This window comes from Actinoplanes cyaneus (assembly GCF_016862095.1).
Lineage (GTDB): Bacteria > Actinomycetota > Actinomycetes > Mycobacteriales > Micromonosporaceae > Actinoplanes > Actinoplanes cyaneus.
Genome location: NZ_BOMH01000044.1, coordinates 22,102 through 41,982, shown reverse-complemented (window position 1 = coordinate 41,982; position 19,881 = coordinate 22,102). Strand labels below are relative to the sequence as shown.

At 71.9% G+C, this 19,881-nt stretch carries 14 protein-coding genes; 7 read left to right on the top strand and 7 right to left on the bottom strand.

Going from position 1 to position 19,881, the window contains the following annotated elements:
- Positions 1-15: 15 nt before the first annotated feature.
- Positions 16-1,863, top strand: coding sequence for a dihydroxy-acid dehydratase (ilvD, locus tag Acy02nite_RS29705; RefSeq protein ID WP_203746807.1), 1,848 nt, complete (start codon positions 16-18; stop codon positions 1,861-1,863).
- An 85-nt stretch (positions 1,864-1,948) separates the two neighbouring features.
- On the opposite strand, the gene Acy02nite_RS29700 is transcribed toward ilvD, so the two are convergent.
- Complete coding sequence (locus Acy02nite_RS29700) at positions 1,949-2,560, bottom strand: HIT family protein (protein ID WP_203746806.1); 612 nt, start codon at positions 2,558-2,560, stop codon at positions 1,949-1,951.
- Between the two features lie 193 nt (positions 2,561-2,753).
- On the opposite strand from Acy02nite_RS29700, the gene Acy02nite_RS29695 reads away from it, so the two are divergent.
- On the top strand, positions 2,754-3,770 hold the full coding sequence (locus Acy02nite_RS29695) for a LacI family DNA-binding transcriptional regulator (RefSeq protein WP_203746805.1): 1,017 nt from the start codon (positions 2,754-2,756) through the stop codon (positions 3,768-3,770).
- Between the two features lie 293 nt (positions 3,771-4,063).
- On the opposite strand, the gene Acy02nite_RS29690 is transcribed toward Acy02nite_RS29695, so the two are convergent.
- Positions 4,064-6,688: a putative bifunctional diguanylate cyclase/phosphodiesterase gene (locus Acy02nite_RS29690; protein WP_203746803.1), complete on the bottom strand. Its 2,625-nt coding sequence runs from the start codon at positions 6,686-6,688 to the stop codon at positions 4,064-4,066.
- Between the two features lie 186 nt (positions 6,689-6,874).
- On the opposite strand from Acy02nite_RS29690, the gene Acy02nite_RS29685 reads away from it, so the two are divergent.
- The 3 genes from Acy02nite_RS29685 to Acy02nite_RS29675 all read left to right on the top strand — a co-directional run bounded on the left by Acy02nite_RS29685 (position 6,875) and on the right by Acy02nite_RS29675 (position 10,210).
- Positions 6,875-7,261: a PH domain-containing protein gene (locus Acy02nite_RS29685; RefSeq protein WP_203746801.1), complete on the top strand. Its 387-nt coding sequence runs from the start codon at positions 6,875-6,877 to the stop codon at positions 7,259-7,261.
- 100 nt (positions 7,262-7,361) lie between these two features.
- The gene (locus tag Acy02nite_RS29680) at positions 7,362-8,525 is read left to right on the top strand and encodes a PQQ-dependent sugar dehydrogenase (protein ID WP_203746799.1); all 1,164 of its coding nucleotides are present in this window, start codon (positions 7,362-7,364) and stop codon (positions 8,523-8,525) included.
- Positions 8,526-8,578: 53 nt separating this feature from the next.
- Positions 8,579-10,210 carry a metallophosphoesterase family protein gene (locus tag Acy02nite_RS29675; protein ID WP_203746791.1) on the top strand — a complete coding sequence of 544 codons (1,632 nt, stop codon included), beginning with the start codon at positions 8,579-8,581 and terminating at the stop codon, positions 10,208-10,210.
- Positions 10,211-10,226: 16 nt separating this feature from the next.
- On the opposite strand, the gene Acy02nite_RS29670 is transcribed toward Acy02nite_RS29675, so the two are convergent.
- A complete protein-coding gene (locus tag Acy02nite_RS29670) occupies positions 10,227-11,306 on the bottom strand; it encodes a tetratricopeptide repeat protein (protein WP_203746789.1) in 1,080 nt (359 codons plus the stop codon).
- Between the two features lie 128 nt (positions 11,307-11,434).
- Positions 11,435-12,934: an Asp-tRNA(Asn)/Glu-tRNA(Gln) amidotransferase subunit GatB gene (gene gatB, locus Acy02nite_RS29665; RefSeq protein WP_203746787.1), complete on the bottom strand. Its 1,500-nt coding sequence runs from the start codon at positions 12,932-12,934 to the stop codon at positions 11,435-11,437.
- Between the two features lie 143 nt (positions 12,935-13,077).
- Between gatB and Acy02nite_RS29660 the strand changes: the two genes are divergently transcribed.
- Together Acy02nite_RS29660 and Acy02nite_RS29655 are read left to right on the top strand one after the other, a co-directional pair.
- Complete coding sequence (locus Acy02nite_RS29660) at positions 13,078-14,532, top strand: M1 family metallopeptidase (RefSeq protein WP_203746784.1); 1,455 nt, start codon at positions 13,078-13,080, stop codon at positions 14,530-14,532.
- Positions 14,533-14,561: 29 nt separating this feature from the next.
- Entirely contained in the window at positions 14,562-15,932 is a 1,371-nt protein-coding gene (locus Acy02nite_RS29655; protein ID WP_203746782.1) for a M1 family metallopeptidase, read from the top strand.
- A gap of 105 nt (positions 15,933-16,037) precedes the next feature.
- On the opposite strand, the gene gatA is transcribed toward Acy02nite_RS29655, so the two are convergent.
- From gatA to Acy02nite_RS29640, 3 genes are read right to left on the bottom strand one after another with little or no spacing between them, the layout of a single operon-like run.
- Positions 16,038-17,501, bottom strand: coding sequence for an Asp-tRNA(Asn)/Glu-tRNA(Gln) amidotransferase subunit GatA (gene gatA, locus Acy02nite_RS29650; RefSeq protein WP_203746781.1), 1,464 nt, complete (start codon positions 17,499-17,501; stop codon positions 16,038-16,040).
- A gap of 2 nt (positions 17,502-17,503) precedes the next feature.
- The gene (gene gatC / locus Acy02nite_RS29645) at positions 17,504-17,803 is read right to left on the bottom strand and encodes an Asp-tRNA(Asn)/Glu-tRNA(Gln) amidotransferase subunit GatC (RefSeq protein ID WP_203746779.1); all 300 of its coding nucleotides are present in this window, start codon (positions 17,801-17,803) and stop codon (positions 17,504-17,506) included.
- Positions 17,804-17,849: 46 nt separating this feature from the next.
- Complete coding sequence (locus Acy02nite_RS29640) at positions 17,850-19,874, bottom strand: putative bifunctional diguanylate cyclase/phosphodiesterase (RefSeq protein ID WP_203746777.1); 2,025 nt, start codon at positions 19,872-19,874, stop codon at positions 17,850-17,852.
- Positions 19,875-19,881: the final 7 nt, after the last annotated feature.

The window sequence follows — 19,881 nt, the reverse complement described above, 5'->3', positions numbered from 1 at the left end:
TGGCACTATGGGGAAATGCCTGAGCTGCGCTCCCGGACTTCGACCCACGGTCGCACCATGGCCGGCGCGCGCGCCCTGTGGCGCGCCACCGGCATGACCGACAACGACTTCGGCAAGCCGATCGTCGCCATCGCCAACAGCTACACCCAGTTCGTACCGGGGCATGTGCACCTCAAGGACATGGGCGGTCTGGTCGCCGACGCGATCTTCGAGGCCGGCGGGATCGGGCGCGAGTTCAACACGATCGCGGTCGACGACGGCATCGCGATGGGCCACGGCGGCATGCTCTACTCGCTGCCCAGCCGCGAGCTGATCGCCGACGCCGTCGAATACATGGTGAACGCGCACTGTGCCGACGCCCTGGTCTGCATCTCCAACTGCGACAAGATCACCCCGGGCATGCTGATCGCCGCACTGCGGCTGAACATCCCGACGGTCTTCGTCTCCGGCGGCCCGATGGAGGCCGGCAAGACGGTCGCCATCGAGGGCATCGTCCACGAGAAGCTGGACCTGGTCGACGCCATGAGCGCGGCGGCCAACGACAACGTCACCGACGAGCAGCTCGACACGATCGAGCGGTCGGCCTGCCCGACCTGCGGCTCGTGCTCCGGCATGTTCACCGCCAACTCGATGAACTGCCTCACCGAGGCGATCGGGCTGTCGCTGCCGGGCAACGGCTCGACGCTGGCCACGCACGCGTCCCGCAAGGCGCTCTTCGAGGAGGCCGGGCGGCTGATCGTCGAGATCGCCAAGGACTACTACGAGAAGAACGACGAGTCGGTGCTGCCGCGCTCGATCGCGAACCTGAGCGCGTTCGAGAACGCTGTCGCCCTGGACGTCGCGATGGGCGGCTCCACCAACACGGTGCTGCACCTGCTGGCCGCGGCCCGCGAGGCCGGGCTCGACTTCAGCGTGTCGGACATCGACGCGATCTCGCGCCGGGTGCCGTGCCTGAGCAAGGTCGCGCCGAACAGCCCGAAGTACCACATGGAGGACGTGCACCGCGCCGGTGGCATCCCGGCCCTGCTGGGTGAGCTGCACCGCGGCGGCGCGCTTCGCACGGACGTCCGCTCGGTGCACTCGCCGTCCTTGGAGTCCTGGCTGGACAAGTGGGACATTCGGGGTGATTCGCCTAGCGAGCAGGCGCTGGAGCTGTTCCACGCGGCGCCCGGCGGCGTGCGGACGACCCAGGCGTTCTCCACCCAGAACCGCTGGGCCAAGCTCGACACCGACAGCGAGAGCGGCTGCATCCGGTCGTTCGAGCACGCGTACACGGTCGACGGCGGCCTCGCGATCCTCTTCGGCAACCTCGCGCCCGACGGCTGCGTCGTCAAGACCGCCGGCGTCGACGAGTCGATCTGGAAGTTCACCGGTCCCGCGCGGGTCTACGAGTCGCAGGACGACGCGGTCACCGGCATCCTCGGCAAGGAGGTCGTCGAGGGCGACGTCGTGGTCATCCGCTACGAGGGGCCGAAGGGTGGGCCGGGCATGCAGGAGATGCTCTACCCCACCTCGTTCCTGAAGGGCCGCGGCCTCGGCAAGGCGTGCGCGCTGATCACCGACGGGCGGTTCTCCGGCGGCACCAGCGGCCTGTCGATCGGCCACGTCTCCCCCGAGGCGGCCGGCGGCGGCCTGATCGCCCTGGTTGAGACCGGTGACGAGATCACCATCGACATCCCGGGCCGCAGCATCACGCTCAACGTCCACGACGACGTGCTGGCCCAGCGCCGGCACGAGCAGGAGCGGCGGCCGAAGCCGTACACGCCGGCCGACCGCCAGCGTCCGGTCTCCGCCGCTCTGCGCGCCTACGCCTCGATGGCCACCAGCGCCAGCGACGGCGCCTACCGCCGCGTCCCGGAGTAGGAGCCACCGCGACGATGCCGGCCAGGACTTCATGCCCTGGCCGGCATTCTCTTTCCCGCGTACGGCCGTGAGCCGCCCCGGCGCGTCAGGCGGGTGCGTTGCGACGGCCACCGTAGGAGGCGACCAGCGCTTCGGCGACCGTCGCCGCGTCCGCCGCGGCCACGTCCTCCGGGTAGACCGGGAGCAGATCGTCCCAGACCGGCAGCCACGAGCCCCAGAACTGACCCTGGCCCTCGGGACGCGCGAAGAACCACAGGTGCAGGTGCGCGCCCCCGTCGCCGAACCGGTAGACGTGCGCCCGCGCGACGTGCGGCAGCGCCTGCACGTGCCCGGTGAGGTGCTTGGTGAGCACGCCCAGCTCGGCGGCGAGCGCGTCGGGCAGGTCGGCCAGATCGTGGTGGTCACGCGGGAGCAGCATCAGGACCAGCGGCACCCCGCGCTCGGCGATCCGGATCAGCCGCCAGTGGTCGTCGAGCCAGATGCCCTCGTCACGCATGCCACAGGCGTCGCAGTCCGCACCGTTCTCGCCGTGGCGCGGCGGCTCCGGCAGGACCGGCGGGCGCAGCGGGGTGACCCGGAGCCCGTCCGGCTCGAACGGGCTGATGTCCCACATCGTCATCCGTGCCAGCGGCAGCCGCCGGTCGTCGTCGGTCGCAGCGAGCGCGTGCTCGTGGAATTCGTCGGGTCGCAGTGCCATGGCCGCAGGCTAGTCGCCGTGATCGATGAACCGCGTGACCCGGTCCGCCCCCGGCGTCCGTATCGAGCGCTTCTCCGGTGCACGTTTGATCTCCCGGTGACTTAACCGGTCAAGTACACTGCGGGTGCCGCTGGGGTTACGCCGGACCCACGCCCGATATGCTCACCGGCAAAGTCGCGACAGAGGGGACTGCGTGAAACGGCCCACGATCGCCGACATCGCCCGCCGTGCCGGTGTGTCCAAGGGCGCCGTCTCCTACGCGCTGAACGGTCAGCCCGGAGTCTCCGAGGCGACCCGCAAACGGATCCTCGCCATCGCGCAGGAGATCGGCTTCAACGCGAACAGCGCCGCCCGCGCCCTCTCCGGCGCTCGCGCCCGCGCCGTCGGCCTCACCCTCTGCCGCCCCGCCCGCATCCTCGGCATCGAGCCCTGGTTCATGGGCCTGATCAGCGGTTTCGAGGCCGAGCTCGGCGCGCAGTCGTACGCACTGACCCTGCAGGTGGTGGCCAGCCCCGAGCAGGAGGTCGAGGTCTACCGCCGCTGGTGGGGCGAGCGCCGCATCGACGGCGTGATCGTCACCGACCTGCGGCAGAACGACATCCGCATCCCCGTCCTGCAGCAGCTCCAACTGCCGGCCGTGGTGATCGGCGGCTCCGGCGAGCCCAGCCCGGTCACCCAGATCTGGTCCGACGACGGCGGCGCGATCACCGAGGCGGTGCGCTACCTCGTGGCGCTCGGCCACTCGAGGATCGCCCGGGTCAGCGGTGTTCCCGACCTGCTGCACACCCAGGTCCGGACGAAAGCGTTCAACGAGGTGTGCACGTCGCTCGGCCTGCACGACGCGGTCACCGTGCCCGCCGACTACACCGGCGAGGAGGGCAGCCGGGCCACCCGGCGCCTGCTGATCGGCGGTGACCGGCCGACCGCGATCATCTACGACAACGACGTGATGGCGGTCGCCGGGCTCGCCGTCGCGCAGGAGATGGGCCTGTCCGTGCCGGGCGACCTGTCGATCGTGGCCTGGGACGACTCGCCGCTGTGCAGCCTGGTGCACCCGCCACTGACCGCGCTGAGCCGCGACGTCTCCGGCTATGGCGCGCAGGCCGCGCGGGAGTTGCTCAACGCGGTCGACGGCAAGAAGGTCGGCAACGTCAAAGCCCAGACCGCGCACCTCACGCCCCGGGGAAGCACCGCGCCGCCGCGCAATTGAAGCGCGACGCACGCCACGGGAGCACGCCGCGAAACCGCGACGCACACCGCGAGAGCGCACTGCGGGAGCGCGCCCCATGCCGCGAAAGTGCGACGCTCGCTGCGGGCTGGGCCGGCGGCCGGGCGCGGGGTTCCGGCTGGTTCTCATGGGCGTTATCCGTCCCGGATAACGCCCATGAGAACCAGCCGGGTGGGTGAGGCGCGGCTGGGGAGGGACCAGCGGCGGCGTCGCGAGGGCATCCACGGGGCTTGGTCGTGTCGCCTGAGAACGAGCGCCGACAGCTTCGTACTGAATCAGGGGTTTCGGTCTGCTCTGTGGCTTTCGAGGTAGGCCTCGATGCGCTCGGCGGGGGCCGGGTGGGCGACGGCGATGCCCTGGCCGTAACGGCATCCGGCGGCCAGCGCGCGCTCGATGCTCTCCGGCGTCTCCAGGCCCTTCGCGACCAGGTCGAGGCCGATCCGGCGGGACAGGCCGACGACGACCTCCATCGTCGCCGCCTCGGACTCCTGCTGGGCCAGCGCCGCGGTGAGTTTGAGCATGTCGACCGGGAGGCGGCGCAGGTTCGCCAGTGAGCTCTGGCTGGAGCCGAAGTCGTCGAGGGCCGCGCGGACACCGAGTTTGCGCAGGCCGGAGAGGGCGGCGACGATCGCCGGCAGGTCCTCGGCGATCCACGTCTCGGCGACCTCGACGACCAGTCTGTCCGGGGCGACGCCGTAGCGCCGCAGGGTGCCGGCGACCTGTTCCGGGAAGCGGGCGGTGAGCAGCTCGCGCGGGCCGACGTTCACCGACACCCAGAACTCGCCGTCGTCGCCGGCCCAGTTCCGCAGGTGGCGGCAGGCCTCGTCGAGGGCCCAGTCGTTGAGCTCGGCGATGATGCTCTGCGCCGCGGCGATCGGCAGGAACTCCTCCGGCAGGATCGTGCCGAGGCCGGGGTGCCGCCAGCGCAGCAGCGCCTCGACGCCGGCCGGGCGGCCGTCGCGCAGGGCGGCCACCGGCTGGAAGACCAGATCCAGCTCACCGCGGCCGGCCGCGCCGGGCAGCTGACGTTCCAGCTCCATCCGGCGCTGGAGCAGCAGCTCGACATCCGGGTCGTACCACTCGACGGCGTCCCGGCCCAGCTGATGGGCGCGCTGGCGGGCCAGGTCGGCGTGGCGCAGCACCTCGTCCGGCCTGGTGGCGCCGGCCAGCTCGGCCAGGCCGACGCTGGTGTGCAGGCGGACCTGCGCCCCGGGCAGCTGGAACGGCTCGGCGAGGGCCGCCACGATGCGGGTGGCCAGCGCGTACGCCGGAACGGCCGACTGCGGCGTGAGCACCGCGAACTCGTCGCCGCCCAGGCGGGCCGGCACGTCGTCGGGGCCGGTCAGCGACCGCAGCCGGCGCGCCATCTCGGTCAGCACCGCGTCGCCCACCTCACGGCCGTGCGCGTCGTTGGCCTCGGCCAGCCCGTGCAGGTCGATCACGAGCAGGGTGCCGGGCGGCCCGGGGCGGCGGCGGAAGGCGAGCAGGTCACGCATGAGCGCCTGCCGGTTGGCCAGGCCGGTGAGCTGGTCGAGGTACGCCAGGCGGTGCAGGGTGCGCTCCAGGTGACGGCGCTCGCCGACGTCCCGCACGTGCACCACGAGCGCCGCCACCTCGGGCACCGCGCGCTGGTCGGAGATCGTCGACTCGGTGTCGCGCCAGAGCCTCGCGCCGTCCCGCAGCCTGGCACTGACCAGCACCGGCGGGCCGCCCTCGTGCTCACCGGCGAGCACCGAGCGGATCACCGCGAGCGCGTCGCCGGCGTCCTCGGGGTGGATCATCTCGCCGAACGCCCGGCCCAGCACCTGATCGTCACGCAGGCCGAACAGGCGGGCCGCGGCCGGGGACTGCCAGCGGACGGTGAGCCGCTCGTCGAGCACCAGAGTGAGGTCGGTGGCCCCGGCGACCAGCGAGCGGAAGTGCGCCTCGGTGACGCGCAGCCGCCCCGCGTACAGCCGGATGTCGCGGACCACCAGCAGCTCCCGCATGACCAGGACACTGATCATGATCACCGCGAAGACGACGCCCTCGGTGTCGAAGCCGGGCGAGGTCAGCAGGTGCCACACGGCGGCGACCACGCCGACCGCGGCCGGGACCGCCAGCAGCGGATAGCTCGCCAGGTAACGGTCCGGGTTGACCGGCGCGGCGGGCGGGACCGGCAGGCCCCGGCGGGAGCCGCCACCGGCCGCCGCGGCCAGGCCGGCCACCATCGGCAGCCCGAGCAGCGGCACGGCCGGGCCGCTCACGCCGAGCGCCAGCACCTCGGCCAGCGCCGCGAGCGAGGCGAGCACGAGCCCGGCCCCGTCCGCGCACCAGACCGCCGGCACCGGCCGCGGCCGCGCTCGCAGCACCACCACGGCGACGATCGAGACGCCGCCCGCGGCGATCAGCACCGCCGGCAGCGCGGCTCGGTGCGGCTGCCCGTCCGGCGGGATCAGATAGGCCGCGAAGCCCACACTGATGCCGAGGCACAGCCCGTCGAAGCCGCGCCGCAACCGGATCGGCCAGTTGCGCGCCGCGCCGGGCAGCAGCGAGGCGCCGAGCACGTAACACCCTGCCGCCGTGCCCAGGCCGGCGGTCAGCCAGAGCACCTCGCCGGGCGGGGACCACCACGGCACCAGCGCGGTGACGGCGGTGGCCAGCGCGCCCATCCCGACGAAGCCGGCGCCGCGGCAGGCCACGAAGGTGCCGTCGGTGTGGTGGATGTCGAGGGCGGAACGCACCAGGTACGCCGAGGCGCAGAGCGCGGCGGCGCCGGCGCCCAGTGCGAGCGCGACCGCGCCCGGCAGCAGGCCGGCGGCGCCGGCGAGCAGCATCAGGGCGGCCGTCGCGGAGACGGCGAGCAGGACGGCCCGGCCGGTGTTGCTGGGCCGGGCCGGCGCGAGGGGCGGCACGGCCACGACAGGTCCTCTGCGTTGGCGCCGGGGGGTCGGCCCCCGACGGACGGGGTGGAGCAGGAGGTCGTTGCACCCGGACAACGAGGAATCCCCGGTTCCGGTTACGGGCGGCCCCTGCGACGGATCGTCGACCATGGACGCCTCGAGGGTCAACCGGGGCTGTGGACAACCGGGTGGGAAGATGGGGACGTGAGCAGACGCCGCCCCCTTCTCCGCGTACGCAAGTCCGGCACCGCCCTGGTGGCCTCCGGGATCGCGTTCGTCGGCGCGATGCCGCTGGCCGGTGTCTCCCGGGCATGGCTGCCGGTGCTGTTGATCCCGCTCGTCGCGTTCATCTGGTCCTGGCGGGCCGGCACCGACGTGTTCTCCGACGAGGTGCGGGTGCGTGCCCTGATCGGCGGCACCCAAGTGCCGTGGAGCCGGATCACCGAGCTGGCGCCCGACGAGCGGGGCCGGGTCTCCGCGCTGCTGGACAACGGGAACGTGATCCGGCTGACCGGCGTCACCCGGGACAACCTGCCGCTGGTGCTGGCCGCGGTGGACAACTACCCGGCCGACGCCGCCGTGGAGCAGTGACCGCTTCCAAAAGGCTGTCTTCCAAGGGGCTGTCTTCCAAGGGGACTGTCAGACGCCGTGGTTACCCTGATCGGCGACGAAGCTAGGGGGTGGTTCAGCCGTGCGTTACCGCCGGAGCCGTGCCGCGGTCGCGACTCTCACCGTCGTGCTGGGGCTGACCGCGGGCTGCAGCTTCGGGCCGCCGGGGCCTGATCAGGCCGGCAGCGCGCCCAACCTGCCCGGCCCGTCGATCGCCGCCACCGCGAGCGCCGGGGCCGGCGACGAGCAGGAGATCGCGGTCACCGTGCTGGCCAAGGGCCTCGAGGTGCCGTGGGGCATCGCCTTCCTGCCGGACGGGTCGGCCCTGGTCACCGAGCGCGACACCGCGCGGATCCTGAAGGTCGGGCCGGAATCCGACGCGGACGGGTTGAAGGTCGCCGAGGCGGCCCGCCTCGCCGAGGTGCGCCCCTCCGGTGACGGCGGCCTGCTCGGCATCGCGGTCTCCCCGAAGTATGCGTCGGACAAGACGGTCTTCGTCTACTACTCGACCGCCTCCGACAACCGGATCGGCAAGCTGGTCCTCGGCGAGACCCTGGAGCCGATCCTCACCGGCATCCCGCGTTCCGCCCAGGAGAACGGCGGCGCGCTCGCCTTCGGCCCGGATGGCTTCCTTTACGCCGGCACCGGTGACGGCACCGCCACCGGCACGCAGGCGCAGGATCCGAAAAGTCTGGGCGGCAAGATCCTCCGGATGACCACGGACGGCAAGCCGGCCCCGGGCAACCCGGTGAAGACCTCGCTGGTCTGGTCCTCCGGTCATCGCAACGTACAGGGGCTGACCTGGGACAAGACGAAGCGCATGTTCGCCACGGAGAATTCTCAGCCCAAGTTCTCCGAGCTGAACGTGGTGCTCAAGGGCAAGGATTACGGCTGGCCCAAGGCCGACGGCAAGGCGGGCGACGCCGGGCTCGCCGACCCGCTCGTGGCCTGGCCGGCCGCCGAGTCGTCGTGTGGCGGGGTCGCCTCGTTCGAGACGACGGTCGCCACCGCCTGCCTGCTCGGCAAGCGGCTCTACCTGCTCAACGTGACCGGCAACGGCACCGTGCTGGGCACCCCGCAGGAGTTGCTCACCGACAAGTTCGGTCGGTTGCGTGCCCTGGTCGCCGCGCCGGACGGTTCACTCTGGGTCAGCACGTCGAACCAGGAGGACGCCGGCGAGCCGGACCCGGAGGACGACCGCCTGATCCGGCTCGTCTTCTCCGACGGCGGCGCGGGCCGCAGTTGATGAGACGCCCATGACTGTTTCACGGCGAGCCCGGCCGGGCAGGTTTGGCCCCGATGAGTGAGCCCATGGCAGCCTGGCGCCGGCGTGTGAGATCAACTGCCGACTTCTCCGTACGGGTGTGGAAGCACCGCTGGTTCCGCAACACCCGCGTCGCCGCGGCTGTCGGCCTGGTCAGCATCACGGCCGCGGTGATCGGCGTGATGCTGTTCGCGCACACCGAGATCAACGTGGGCCCGTTCAAGGCGGAGATGTCGCTGCGCCCCACCGTGGTCGGCGGCACCGAGGTGGACATCCCGCCGCTCGGCTCACTGCACCTGGACAGTCACCGCGGCACGCTGCACCTGAAGGTGGCGCTCGGCTCGCTCGACCAGAACCGGACTGAGGAGCTGATCGACAACCCGGCCGCGATCAGCTCGGCCGGCGACCGGGCGGTCGACGAGGTCGTCACCGGGGTGAGCCGGCTGGCCCTGCGCACTGTCGGGCTGGCGGTCCTCAGCGCGGTCCTGGCAGCCGCGCTGATCTTCCGCAACGTGCGGCGCACCGCGGCGGCCGGGCTGACCGCGCTGATCGCCGCGGCGGGCAGTATCGGGCTGGCCGCCGCCACCGTCCGGCCGACCGCGATCAGCGAGCCGCGCTACGAGGGTCTGCTGGTCAACGCCCCGGCCGTGGTCGGTGACGCGCGGCGGATCGCGGACAACTACGGGCGGTACTCCGAGCAGCTCCAGCAGATCGTCAGCAACGTCAGCCGGATCTACACCACCGTGTCGGCGCTGCCGGTCTACGAGCCGGCCGGCAACACCACGCGCCTGTTGCACGTCTCCGACCTGCATCTGAACCCGTCGTCGTGGGGCCTGATCCGGACCGTCGTGCAGACGTTCGACATCGACGCGGTGATCGACACCGGGGACATGGTCGACTGGGGCAGCAGCGCGGAGACGTCGTACGTGTCGTCGATCCCGTCGCTGGACGTGCCCTACATCTACGTTCGTGGCAACCACGACTCGGTGGCGATCCAGACCGCGGTCTCCAAGCAGCGCAACGCGATCGTCCTCGACGACAAGATCATCCTGCAGAACGGCCTGACCATCGCCGGCATCGGCGACCCGCAGTTCACCCCGGACAAGAGCGAGACGAACAAGGCCGGGGACACCTCCGGCGACGAGATCCTCACCGCCTCCGGGGAACGCCTGGCCACGACGATCCGCAACTCCGGTCAGAAGGTGGACATCGCGCTGGTCCACGACCCGGCGATGGCGCAGCCGCTCTCCGGGGTGGTGCCGCTGGTGCTGTCCGGGCACCGGCACCAGCGCTCGGTGCAGATGCTGCCGGCCCCCGTGCCGCCGGCTCCCGACCCGTCCGCCTCGGCGTCGCCCTCACCGGCACCGTCCGCGTCCGCCGCGGCGCAGGCGCCGATGCCGACCCGCCTGATGATCGAGGGCTCGACCGGCGGCGCCGGCCTGCGCGGGCTGGAGAACGAGGAGCCGACGCCGCTGTCGTTGTCGGTGCTCTACTTCGACGAGAACCACGACCTGAAGGCGTACGACGACATCGAGCTCGGCGGCACCGGCCAGTCCAACGTCGAGATGCAGCGCAACGTGGTCGGCCTCGACGACAAGAACCCGCCGGTGGCCCCGACACCCGCGCCGGTCCTGTCAGGCAGCCCGGCCGTCCAGCCGAGTCGCTGACGCCCAGCAGCGCCCGTCAGGAGTCCGTCGGGGATGAGCCGGCGGGTGGGGTGACCGGTGGCGCGAACGAGGGCGCATCCGCGGCGGCTGGGCGGCCGGCGGGGAACGTCGCCCGGTAGACGGCCGCGGCGGCGAAGGTGCTGAGGAGTGCGGCCACCAGCAGGGTGAAGAGCACGCCGGCCGGCCGGGTTCCGGCGAGCACGACGGCGATCGCCACGTAGGCCGTGGACAGGATCGGCGTCACCACGAAAGCCGGCCGCGGCAGCGGCTGGGCCGGTGTCCGGAGGCGGCCGCCGACGGCGTACCGGATGATCGCCGCGAACGCCGGGAGCAGCGCAACCACGGCGAACCCGCCGTAGGTCCTGGCGCCGGGCGCACCCGTCAGCGTCAGCGCCAGAACGCCCAGCAGCAGCCCGGCCGGAAGCGTGCCCGCGGTGACGAGCGGCATCCATCGAGCCGCCGACGACGAGCTCCGGGAGATGACGTCCAGAGCGCCCGCGTGACCCGGAGCTAGGACCAGCGCGGCCCGGGCCGCGGCCAGGGCCGGCTCGGTCCGGCCCAGGCTAGCCAGCGACTGGGCGAGCAGCGCATGCCCGTCGGCGATACCGGGATCCAGCTCGATCGACCGGGCCGCGGACCGCTGGGCCTCGGCCGTCCGCCCCAGGTAGAACAGGGCGAGGCCGTGGATGTAGTGCGCCGCCGAGGACTCCGGCTTCAGCGCGACGGCCCGCTCGGCATAGGTCAGCCCCAGGTGGTACTGCCGGAGCCCGACCTGCGCGCCGGCCAGCCGGTGCCAGGCCCGGGAGTCGTCCGGGTGCTCCCCGAGGAACTCCTCCAGCAGCCGGATCGCGTCGGCGAACCGCAGCTCGTGGACGGCCACGTGGGCCGCTGCGACCAGTGGCGGCTCCCCCTCGGCCTCCCAGTGCGTCTGGTCCGGGCCACCGGCCGGGGACGGCGCACCGTAAGGCACCGGCAGCGTCGCCGCCTCGCCGACCGCGGGTGCCGGGAGCAGCGCCGGCGCCCCGGAGGGCAACGGCCAGGCCGCGGCCGGTGTGGGGTCGGGTTCGCCGCTGCTGGGCGGCGTGGCGTCGGTCATCTCGAATTCCCCGTGATCGATGCGATCGGGCAGGCGCCGCCCGACTCTAATCGATCCTCACCGCCGCCCGGAACGACGCCGCCCGGCTCGCCGTGCGGCGGGCCGGGCGGGACGACGTACCGCGGAAGTCAGGAAGCGCCGAGCCGGGACAGGATCAGGTCGCGGACGGTCTTGGCGTCCGCCTGGCCTCGCGTGGTCTTCATGACCGCGCCGACCAGCGCGCCCGCCGCCGCCACCTTGCCGTCCCGGATCTTCGCGGCGATGTCCGGGTTCGCGGCGATGGCCTCGTCGACAGCGGTCTGCAGTGCGCCGGTGTCCGACACCACCCCGAGGCCGCGGGCGGCCATCACCTCCGACGGCGAGCCCTCGCCGGACACCACGCCCTCGAGGACCTGGCGGGCCAGCTTGTCGTTGAGCTTGCCGTCGTCGACCAGTTTCTGCAGCTCGGCGACCTGGGCCGGGGTCGCGCCGACCTCGGAGAGCTCGACGCCCAACTCGTTGGAGCGGCGGGCCAGCTCGCCCAGCCACCACTTGCGGGCACCGGCCGCGGGGGCGCCCGCGGCGATGGTCTCCTCGATCAGCTCGATCGCGCCGGCGTTGACCGCCGACTGCATCTCGACCTCGGAGATGCCCCAGTCCTCGCGCAGGCGGGCCCGCTTGACGCTGGGCTTCTCCGGCTGGGAGGCGCGCAGCTCCTCGACCCAGGCCGGGTCCGGAGCGATCGGGACCAGGTCGGGCTCGGGGAAGTAGCGGTAGTCGGTCGCGGTCTCCTTGGAGCGGCCCGGCCGGGTGTCGCCGGTCGTCTCCTGGAAGTGGCGGGTCTCCTGGAAGATCCGGACGCCCTCGTCGAGCAGGCCGGCCTGCCGGATGATCTCGGAACGGACCGCGCGCTCGACCGAGCGCAGCGAGTTCACGTTCTTCGTCTCGGTGCGCGTGCCCCACTCCTCGCCCGGCTTGTTCAGCGAGGTGTTGACGTCGCAGCGCATCGAGCCCTGCTCCATCCGCACGTCGGAGACGCCCAGCGAGCGGATGATGTCGCGCAGCTCGGCGACGTAGGCCTTGGCGATCTCGGGAGCCTGCCCGCCGAGACCGGGAACCGGCTTGGTGACGATCTCGACGAGCGGGATGCCGGCCCGGTTGTAGTCGACGAGCGACTCGGTGGCGCCGTGGATGCGACCGGTGGCCCCGCCGACGTGCAGGGTCTTGCCGGTGTCCTCCTCGATGTGCACGCGCTCGATCTCGACCCGGTACTCCTTGCCGTCGACCGTGACGTCGACATACCCGTCCACGCAGAGCGGCTCGTCGTACTGCGAGGTCTGGAAGTTCTTCGGCATGTCCGGGTAGAAGTAGTTCTTCCGGGCCATCCGGCACCAGGCGGCGATGTCACAGTTCAGCGCCAGACCGATCCGGATCGTCGCCTCGATGGCGGCCCGGTTCATCACCGGCAGGGCGCCGGGCAGGGCGAGACAGACCGGGCAGACCTGGGTGTTCGGCTCGGCGCCGAACTCGGTCTTGCAGCCGCAGAACATCTTGGTCTGCGTGCCCAGCTCGACGTGCGTCTCCAGGCCGATGACCGGCTCGTAACGGCTGAGGGCGTCGTCGTAGGACGGCAGCGCGATGGTCGTCATGTGCTTCGGCTCCGGCTCACTGCGGCATCGGGTAACGGACAGACGTCCAGCCTAGTCGTCCGGTATGACGCCACGTCGCCGGGTTTCCCGGCGACGGGAAACTGACCCCCACAGAAAACGATCCTCACGATAACCTCCCGCCCATGCGTCGATCTCTCACCGGCGTGGCCCTGGCCGCGACGGTCCTGTGTGCGAGCTGCACAGACAGTCCCTCGGTAACACCTACGGCGGCACCGTCGAGCGCCGCCCCGGCCGCCCCCGCCGTCGACTACACGGCCTGGCAGGCCGGCAAGTCCACGCTGGTGGCCGACAAGCTCTACCCCGAGCACGGCAATGCCGGGCTCGACGTCCTGCAGTACGACTTGAAGCTCGACTGGGATCCCGCCAAGAAGATCCTCACCGGCACGGCCACGCTGCGCATCCGCCCGACCGCCGCGGCCTCCGAGATCAAGCTGGACTTCGCGACCCTGTCCGTCGACAAGGTGACCGTCGACGACAAGGCGACCACCGGCACCCTGGCCAAGGAGAAGCTCACCGTGCCCGCCGAGCTGGTCGCCGACCGGCCGGTCACGCTGGTGGTCGACTACCACGGCACGCCTAAGCAGGTCGCGTTCCCGTCGCACCGCGGCGACGCCAAGGAGGGCAACGGCCTGCGCCCGGCCAAGAACGGCGGCGCGTGGACCATGCAGGAGCCGTGGGGCGCGATGACCTGGTACCCGGCCAACGAGCTGGTCTCCGACAAGGCCCTGTACGACATCGCGGTCACCGTGCCGGAGGGCTGGATGGCCGCGGCCAACGGCACCCCGGGCCCGGTGGAGGGCAACACCTACCGGTACACCTCGGCCGTACCCACGGCGGCTTATCTGACGACGCTCGCCGTGGACAAGTACAAGAAGGTCGAGCAGGCCGGACCGCACGGGGTGAAGCTCACCTACTTCGTCGTGCCGAAGACCGACGACAAGCTCCTGCCCGTGCTGAAGAAGTCACCGCAGCTGCTGAGCTGGCTGGAGGAGCGGCTCGGGCCCTACCCGTTCGAGACCGGCGGCGCCCTGGTCAACGGCTCGATCTCGGCCATGGAGACCCAGCAGATGATCAGCATGGGCCGCCCGACCGGGAAGTGGGACAAGGAGGCCCAGGACTACTTCGAGGAGACCCTGGTCCACGAGTACGCCCACCAGTGGTTCGGCGACACGGTCACCCCGAGCACCTGGACCGACCTGTGGCTCAACGAGGGCTTCGCGCAGTACCTGCAGTTCCTCTACGAGCAGAAGGTCCACAAGTTCAGCGACGCCGCGCTGGAGACGTTCCTCCGCAAGCGCGACGCCGAGCTGCGTAAGAAGGTCGGCCCGCCCGGCAAGCCGGATGCCGCCGAGTTCGCCGAGAGCAACGTCTACATCTGCGGCGCGACAATGCTCAAGGAACTGAACGACGCGCTCGGCGACACCAAGTTCTTCGCGCTGCTGAAGGCGTGGGTCGCCGAGCACAAGAACACCAGCCAGGACCGGGCGGCGTTCATCGCGTTCGTGAAGCAGAACACCGGCAAGGACTACAGCAAGCTGATCAACACCTGGCTCGACTCCCCGACCACCCCGAAGTAGGGCTTGTCCACGCGGGCTAGCGTGCGCATATGCGTCGATGGCCCGCACTGGTCGTCCTGTTGCTGTGCGCCGGCTGCACCTCGCAGCCGGCGCCACCTCCACCGGCCCCCTCTCCCGCGGCGCCGGACCCCGGCCGGTCCGGCCCGGTCGCCGACATGCTCTATCCCGAGCACGGCAATCCGGGCCTCGACGTCCTCCACCACACCCTGCGGCTCGACTGGAAACCCGATCAGAAGCTGCTTTCCGGTACGGCCGTGGCCCGCATCCGCCCGGTCGTCCCGGCCACCGAGATCAGCCTGGACTTCACCGGCCTGACCGTCGACACCGTGACCGTCGACGGCAGGCCGGCCACCGGAACCGTGCGGAACGGGAAGCTCACCGTGCCCGCCACGCTCGTCCCCGATCAGCCGGTCACGCTCGCGGTCGGCTATCACGGCGTACCGGAGCAGATCTCTCGTCCCTCGCGACGCGGTGACGCGAAGGAGGGCGTCGGCCTGCGCCCGGCCGCGAACGGTGGCGCGTGGACGATGCAGGAGCCGTGGGGCGCGATGACGTGGTACCCGGCGAACGAGCTGATCTCGGACAAGGCGCTCTACGACATCACGGTCACCGTGCCACCGGGCTGGACGGCGGTCACCAACGACTCCGCCGCGCCGATGCCGGCCTACCTGGTCACGCTCGCGATCGACCACTACACACCGGTGCGGGACACCGGGCCGCACGGGCTGCCGCTCACCTACTGGGTCGTGCCGGGCGCCGACGACAAGCTGCTGCCGGTGCTGCGCAAGTCCCCGGAGCTGCTGACCTGGCTGGAATCGCTGCTCGGGCCGTACCCGTTCGAGACCGCCGGCGCCGTGGTCAACGGCTCGGTCTCGGCCATGGAGACGCAGCAGCTGGTGAGCATGGGCCGGCCGTTGTCCTGGTCCGTCCTGGAACAGAAGCGGTACGAGGACACGCTGCTGCACGAGTACGCCCACCAGTGGTTCGGCGACGCAGTCACCCCGACGACCTGGGCCGATCTGTGGCTCAACGAGGGGTTCGCGCAGTACCTGGAGTACAAGTACCAGCAGAAGAAGCGCGGCTACGACGACGCCACGCTGGAGCAGGTGCTCCGCTCCTATGACGCCCGCCTGCGCCGGGAGCTGGGGCCGCCCGGCAAGCCGTCACCGGCCGACTTCGCCGGGAGCAACGTCTACCAGTGCGGCGCGGCCATGCTCAAGGAGCTGAACGACGCTCTCGGCGATGACCGTTTCTGGTCCCTGATGCGCGCCTGGGTCGCCGGCCACCGGTACACCAATCAGGACCGGGCGGCTTTCATCGCCTTCGTCACCGCCCACACCGGCGAGGACCACAGCAAGCTGATCAACGCCTGGCTCGACTCCCCGACCACCCCGGAGTGAACCCAGATCAAAGCCGTTTGCGGTACGGCCGTAGCCCGGCCCGCATTCCCCTCCGGCCGCCGGCGAGTCAACCGACGGCGGCCGGAGAGGATCAGCGTTCAGTTGTCAGAGGGCCGGCGGGGTGAAGGTGCCCACGGCGGACTCCAGCGCGCCGGCGACCCGGTACATCCGGTCGTCGGCCATGGTCGGGGCCATGATCTGGAAGCCGACCGGCAGCCCCTCGGAGAGACCGCACGGCACCGAGATGGCCGGTCCGCCGTACAGGTTCGTCGGGATCGTGAAGAGGTCCGCCAGGTACATCTGGTACGGATCCGACGTGCGCGACCCGAACGGGAACGCCACGAACGGCGTGGTCGGCGAGACGAGCACGTCCACCTTCTCGAACGCGGCCTGGAAGTCGCGCGTGATCAGGGTCCGGACCTTCTGCGCCTGGCCGTAGTACGCGTCGTAGTAACCGCTCGACAACGCGTACGTACCGAGGATGATCCGTCGTTTGACCTCGGGGCCGAAGCCTTCGTCGCGGGTCAGTGACATGACCTCCTCGAGCGAGCGCGAGCCGTCGTCGCCGGAGCGCAGTCCGTAGCGCACGCCGTCGAAGCGGGCCAGGTTCGACGAGCACTCGCTCGGGGCGATCAGGTAGTAGGCCGGCAGCGCGTACTGGAAGTGCGGGCAGGAGACCTCGACGATCTCGGCGCCGAGCTTGACCAGCGCGTCCAGCGACTCCCGGAACGCGGCCTGCACGCCCGGCTCGGAGCCGTCGCCGGCGAACTCCTTGACCAGGCCGAGCTTGACCCCGGTCAGGTCGCCCTGCAGGCCCAGGCGGGCGGCGGCGACCACGTCCGGCACCGGCTGCGCGATCGAGGTCGAGTCGCGCGGGTCGTGGCCGGCGATGACCGCGTGCAGCAGCGCCGTGTCCTCGACCGTCCGGGCGCAGGGGCCGGGCGTGTCGAGCGAGGACGAGAACGCGATCAGGCCGTAGCGGGACGTCCCGCCGTAGGTCGGCTTCGCCCCGACCGTGCCGGTGACGGCGCCCGGCTGCCGGATCGAGCCGCCGGTGTCGGTGCCGATCGCGAGCGGCGCCTCGTACGCCGCGAGCGCCGCCGCCGAGCCGCCGCCGGAGCCGCCCGGGATCCGGCCGAGGTCCCACGGGTTGTTCGTCGGCCCGTACGCCGAATACTCCGTCGACGAGCCCATCGCGAACTCGTCCATGTTGGTCTTGCCCAGGATCGGCATGCCCGCGGCCTTGAGACGCTCGACGATCGTCGCGTCGTACGGCGGCTTCCAGCCCTCGAGGATCTTGGAGGCGGCCGTGGTCGGCACCCCCTTGGTGGTCACCACGTCCTTGACGGCGATCGGCACCCCGGCGAGCGGGCCGGTGATCTCGCCCGCGTCCACCCGGCGGGCGGCGTCGAGCGCACCCTCGCGGTCGACGTGCAGGAACGCGTGGACGCGCTCGTCCACCGCGGAGATCCGGTCCAGGTGGGCGGTCGCCACCTCGACGGCGGAGACCTCCTTGGTGGTGATCAGCTCACTGAGAGCAGCCGCGCTGAGACGGGTCAGGTCGCTCACGGTCATTCCTCCTCGTCCAGGATGCGCGGCACCCGGAACCGGCCCTCGTACGCGTCGGGCGCGCCGGAGAGGGCGGCGTCCTGCGTCAGGCTCGGCGTGGGAACGTCCTCGCGGTACACGTTGGTCAGCGGGACCGAGTGCGAGGTCGGCGGGATGTCCTCCGCGGCCACCTCACCGACCCGGGCGACCGACTGCAGGATCACGTCGAGCTGACCCGCGAATCGATCCAGTTCCTCTTCGGTCACGGCGAGCCGCGACAGGCGCGCCAGGTGCGCTACCTCTTCGCGGGAGATGGCGGCCATCCTGCCCCCTCAATCACTTGACGTAATGCATGCCTTTTCGAGGAGTCTATTTCGCCGGGATCCACGGCCCGCGACGAACCCCGGGCCGGATCGGCCGGTAGCGCGAAAGCCACTCCGCCAGCTCGGCCGCGGGCATCGGCCGGGCGTGGAACCAGCCCTGCGCGGCATGGCAGCCGGCCGCCGCGAGCAGCCGCCAGGTCACCTCGTCCTCGACGCCCTCGGCGACCGCGCGCAGCCCGAGCGAGTCGGCCAGCCCGATCACCGAGCGCACGATCGCCGCGTCCCCGCTGTCGTTCGCCATCCCCAGCACGAACGAGCGGTCGATCTTCACCTCGGTCAGCGGGAGCCGGCGCAGGTGCTGCAGCGAGGAGAACCCGGTGCCGAAGTCGTCCAGGGAGATCGCCACGCCCATCCGGTCGAGCCGGGTGATGGTGTCCAGCACCCGGTGCGGGTCGGTCATCAGCGCGCTCTCGGTGATCTCCAGTTGCAGCAGGTCGGCCGGGACCTCGTGGTCGCACAGCAGCACACCGACCCGGTCGGCGATGTCCCCGGCGTGCAGGTCACGGGCGCTGACGTTGACCGCGGCGCGCAGCGGCATCCCGGCGAAGCGCCACCGGGCGAGCTGCGCGACGACCTCCTCCAGCACGTACGCGGTGAGCAGCCGCATCACCGGCGTCGGCTCGGCCACCCGGAGCAGTTCCTCCGGGCCGACCAGGCCGCGCTCCGGGTGCCGCCAGCGCAGCAGCGCCTCGACGCCGACCACCTCGCCGGTCGCGATCGCGATCTGCGGCTGGTAGAAGAGCACTATCCCGTCGCCGGGCGGGTCCCGGCGCAGCGCGGCACGCAGGTCCGCGAGCAGGGCCAGCCGGTCCGGCGAGGCGTGCGGCGCGTCCGGGCCGTGCACCGCGACCTGGTCACCGTGCTGCTTCGCCTCGTACATCGCGGTCTCCGCCTCGCGCAGCAGCGTCGCGCCGTCGCGCCGGCCGGACTGCAGCGCGATCCCGATCGACGCGGTCAGCTCGACCGGGGTGCCGTCCATCGGGAACGGCCGGCTCAGCGCCTCGGTCAGGTGCTCGGCGATCCGGCGGGCCGACGCGGCGCCCTCGACCCGGGTCGCGAGGACCGCGAACTCATCGCCGCCGAGACGTACCACCAGGTCGTGTCGGGGAACGGCGGCGGTGAGCCGGTCGGCGACCCGTGCCAGCAGCCGATCCCCCGCGCCGTGCCCGAGCGCGTCGTTGACGATCCGGAACCGGTCCAGGTCGAGCAGGATCAGCGCGCGCTGCCGGTCCGGGCCGCGTTCGGACATCGTGGACTGCAGCGCGCGCCGGTTCGGCAAGCCGGTCAGCGGGTCGACGCGGGCGGCGCGCTCGGACTCCCCGGCCCAGCGGACCATCCGGTGCACGGCGTGCAGCGCGAGCAGCGTCAGCGGCAGCAGTGCGGGGCCGACCTGCGCGGCGAGCAGCAGCATCGGGGCGAGCAGCAGGAGCGCGGCGGTGGCCAGCAGGTCCGCGGGGGCGCGGCGGCGATGGCGGGTACGCCGTTCCGCGGTGCACCGCCGCACCACGGCCGCCACCGCATACCGCGCGGCGATCCACGCGGCCGCCGCGGCGCAGGTCAGCGCGGCGTCGCCGAGGTCCGGCCGCGGCCCGATCCGCCACGACACGAGCCCGGCCACGGTGGAGGCCGCGGCGAGCCCGGCGGCGTGCTGGAGCGCGAGGTGGATCGTCCGCGGCACGGCGTGGCGCATCCGGATCCCGGCGACCGTCACGGCGACGAGTTGCACCGCGAGCGCCGGCACGAACCCCCAGGCCAGCGCGATGGCGAAGGTGAAGCAGCTGGACGGCAGGACGACCCGGCTCACCCGCCGCCCGGGCAGCGGATGCGGTCGCGCGTCGGCCACCACCGCCAGCGCCGCCATGATCCAGTAGGCGGCGGGCAGCGCCCGGAACGTGCCCGCGGCGGTCGCCCAGAGCGCCAGGTCGGTAGCGGCGGTCAGACCCGTGGTGACGACGAGGGCGCGACGCAGCCGCGGGCCGGAGGCAGCCGAACGGGGACGAACGGCATCCATGCGACCT

Bases quoted from the DNA above. Each gene is read 5' to 3' on its own strand.
- ilvD (WP_203746807.1), top strand. From the start codon at position 16: ATGCCTGAGCTGCGCTCCCGGACTTCGACCCACGGTCGCACCATGGCC.
- Acy02nite_RS29700 (WP_203746806.1), bottom strand. From the start codon at position 2,560: ATGGCACTGCGACCCGACGAATTCCACGAGCACGCGCTCGCTGCGACC.
- Acy02nite_RS29675 (WP_203746791.1), top strand. From the start codon at position 8,579: ATGAGTGAGCCCATGGCAGCCTGGCGCCGGCGTGTGAGATCAACTGCC.
- Acy02nite_RS29670 (WP_203746789.1), bottom strand. From the start codon at position 11,306: ATGACCGACGCCACGCCGCCCAGCAGCGGCGAACCCGACCCCACACCG.
- gatB (WP_203746787.1), bottom strand. From the start codon at position 12,934: ATGACGACCATCGCGCTGCCGTCCTACGACGACGCCCTCAGCCGTTAC.
- Acy02nite_RS29660 (WP_203746784.1), top strand. From the start codon at position 13,078: ATGCGTCGATCTCTCACCGGCGTGGCCCTGGCCGCGACGGTCCTGTGT.
- Acy02nite_RS29655 (WP_203746782.1), top strand. From the start codon at position 14,562: ATGCGTCGATGGCCCGCACTGGTCGTCCTGTTGCTGTGCGCCGGCTGC.
- gatC (WP_203746779.1), bottom strand. From the start codon at position 17,803: ATGGCCGCCATCTCCCGCGAAGAGGTAGCGCACCTGGCGCGCCTGTCG.
- Acy02nite_RS29640 (WP_203746777.1), bottom strand. From the start codon at position 19,874: ATGGATGCCGTTCGTCCCCGTTCGGCTGCCTCCGGCCCGCGGCTGCGT.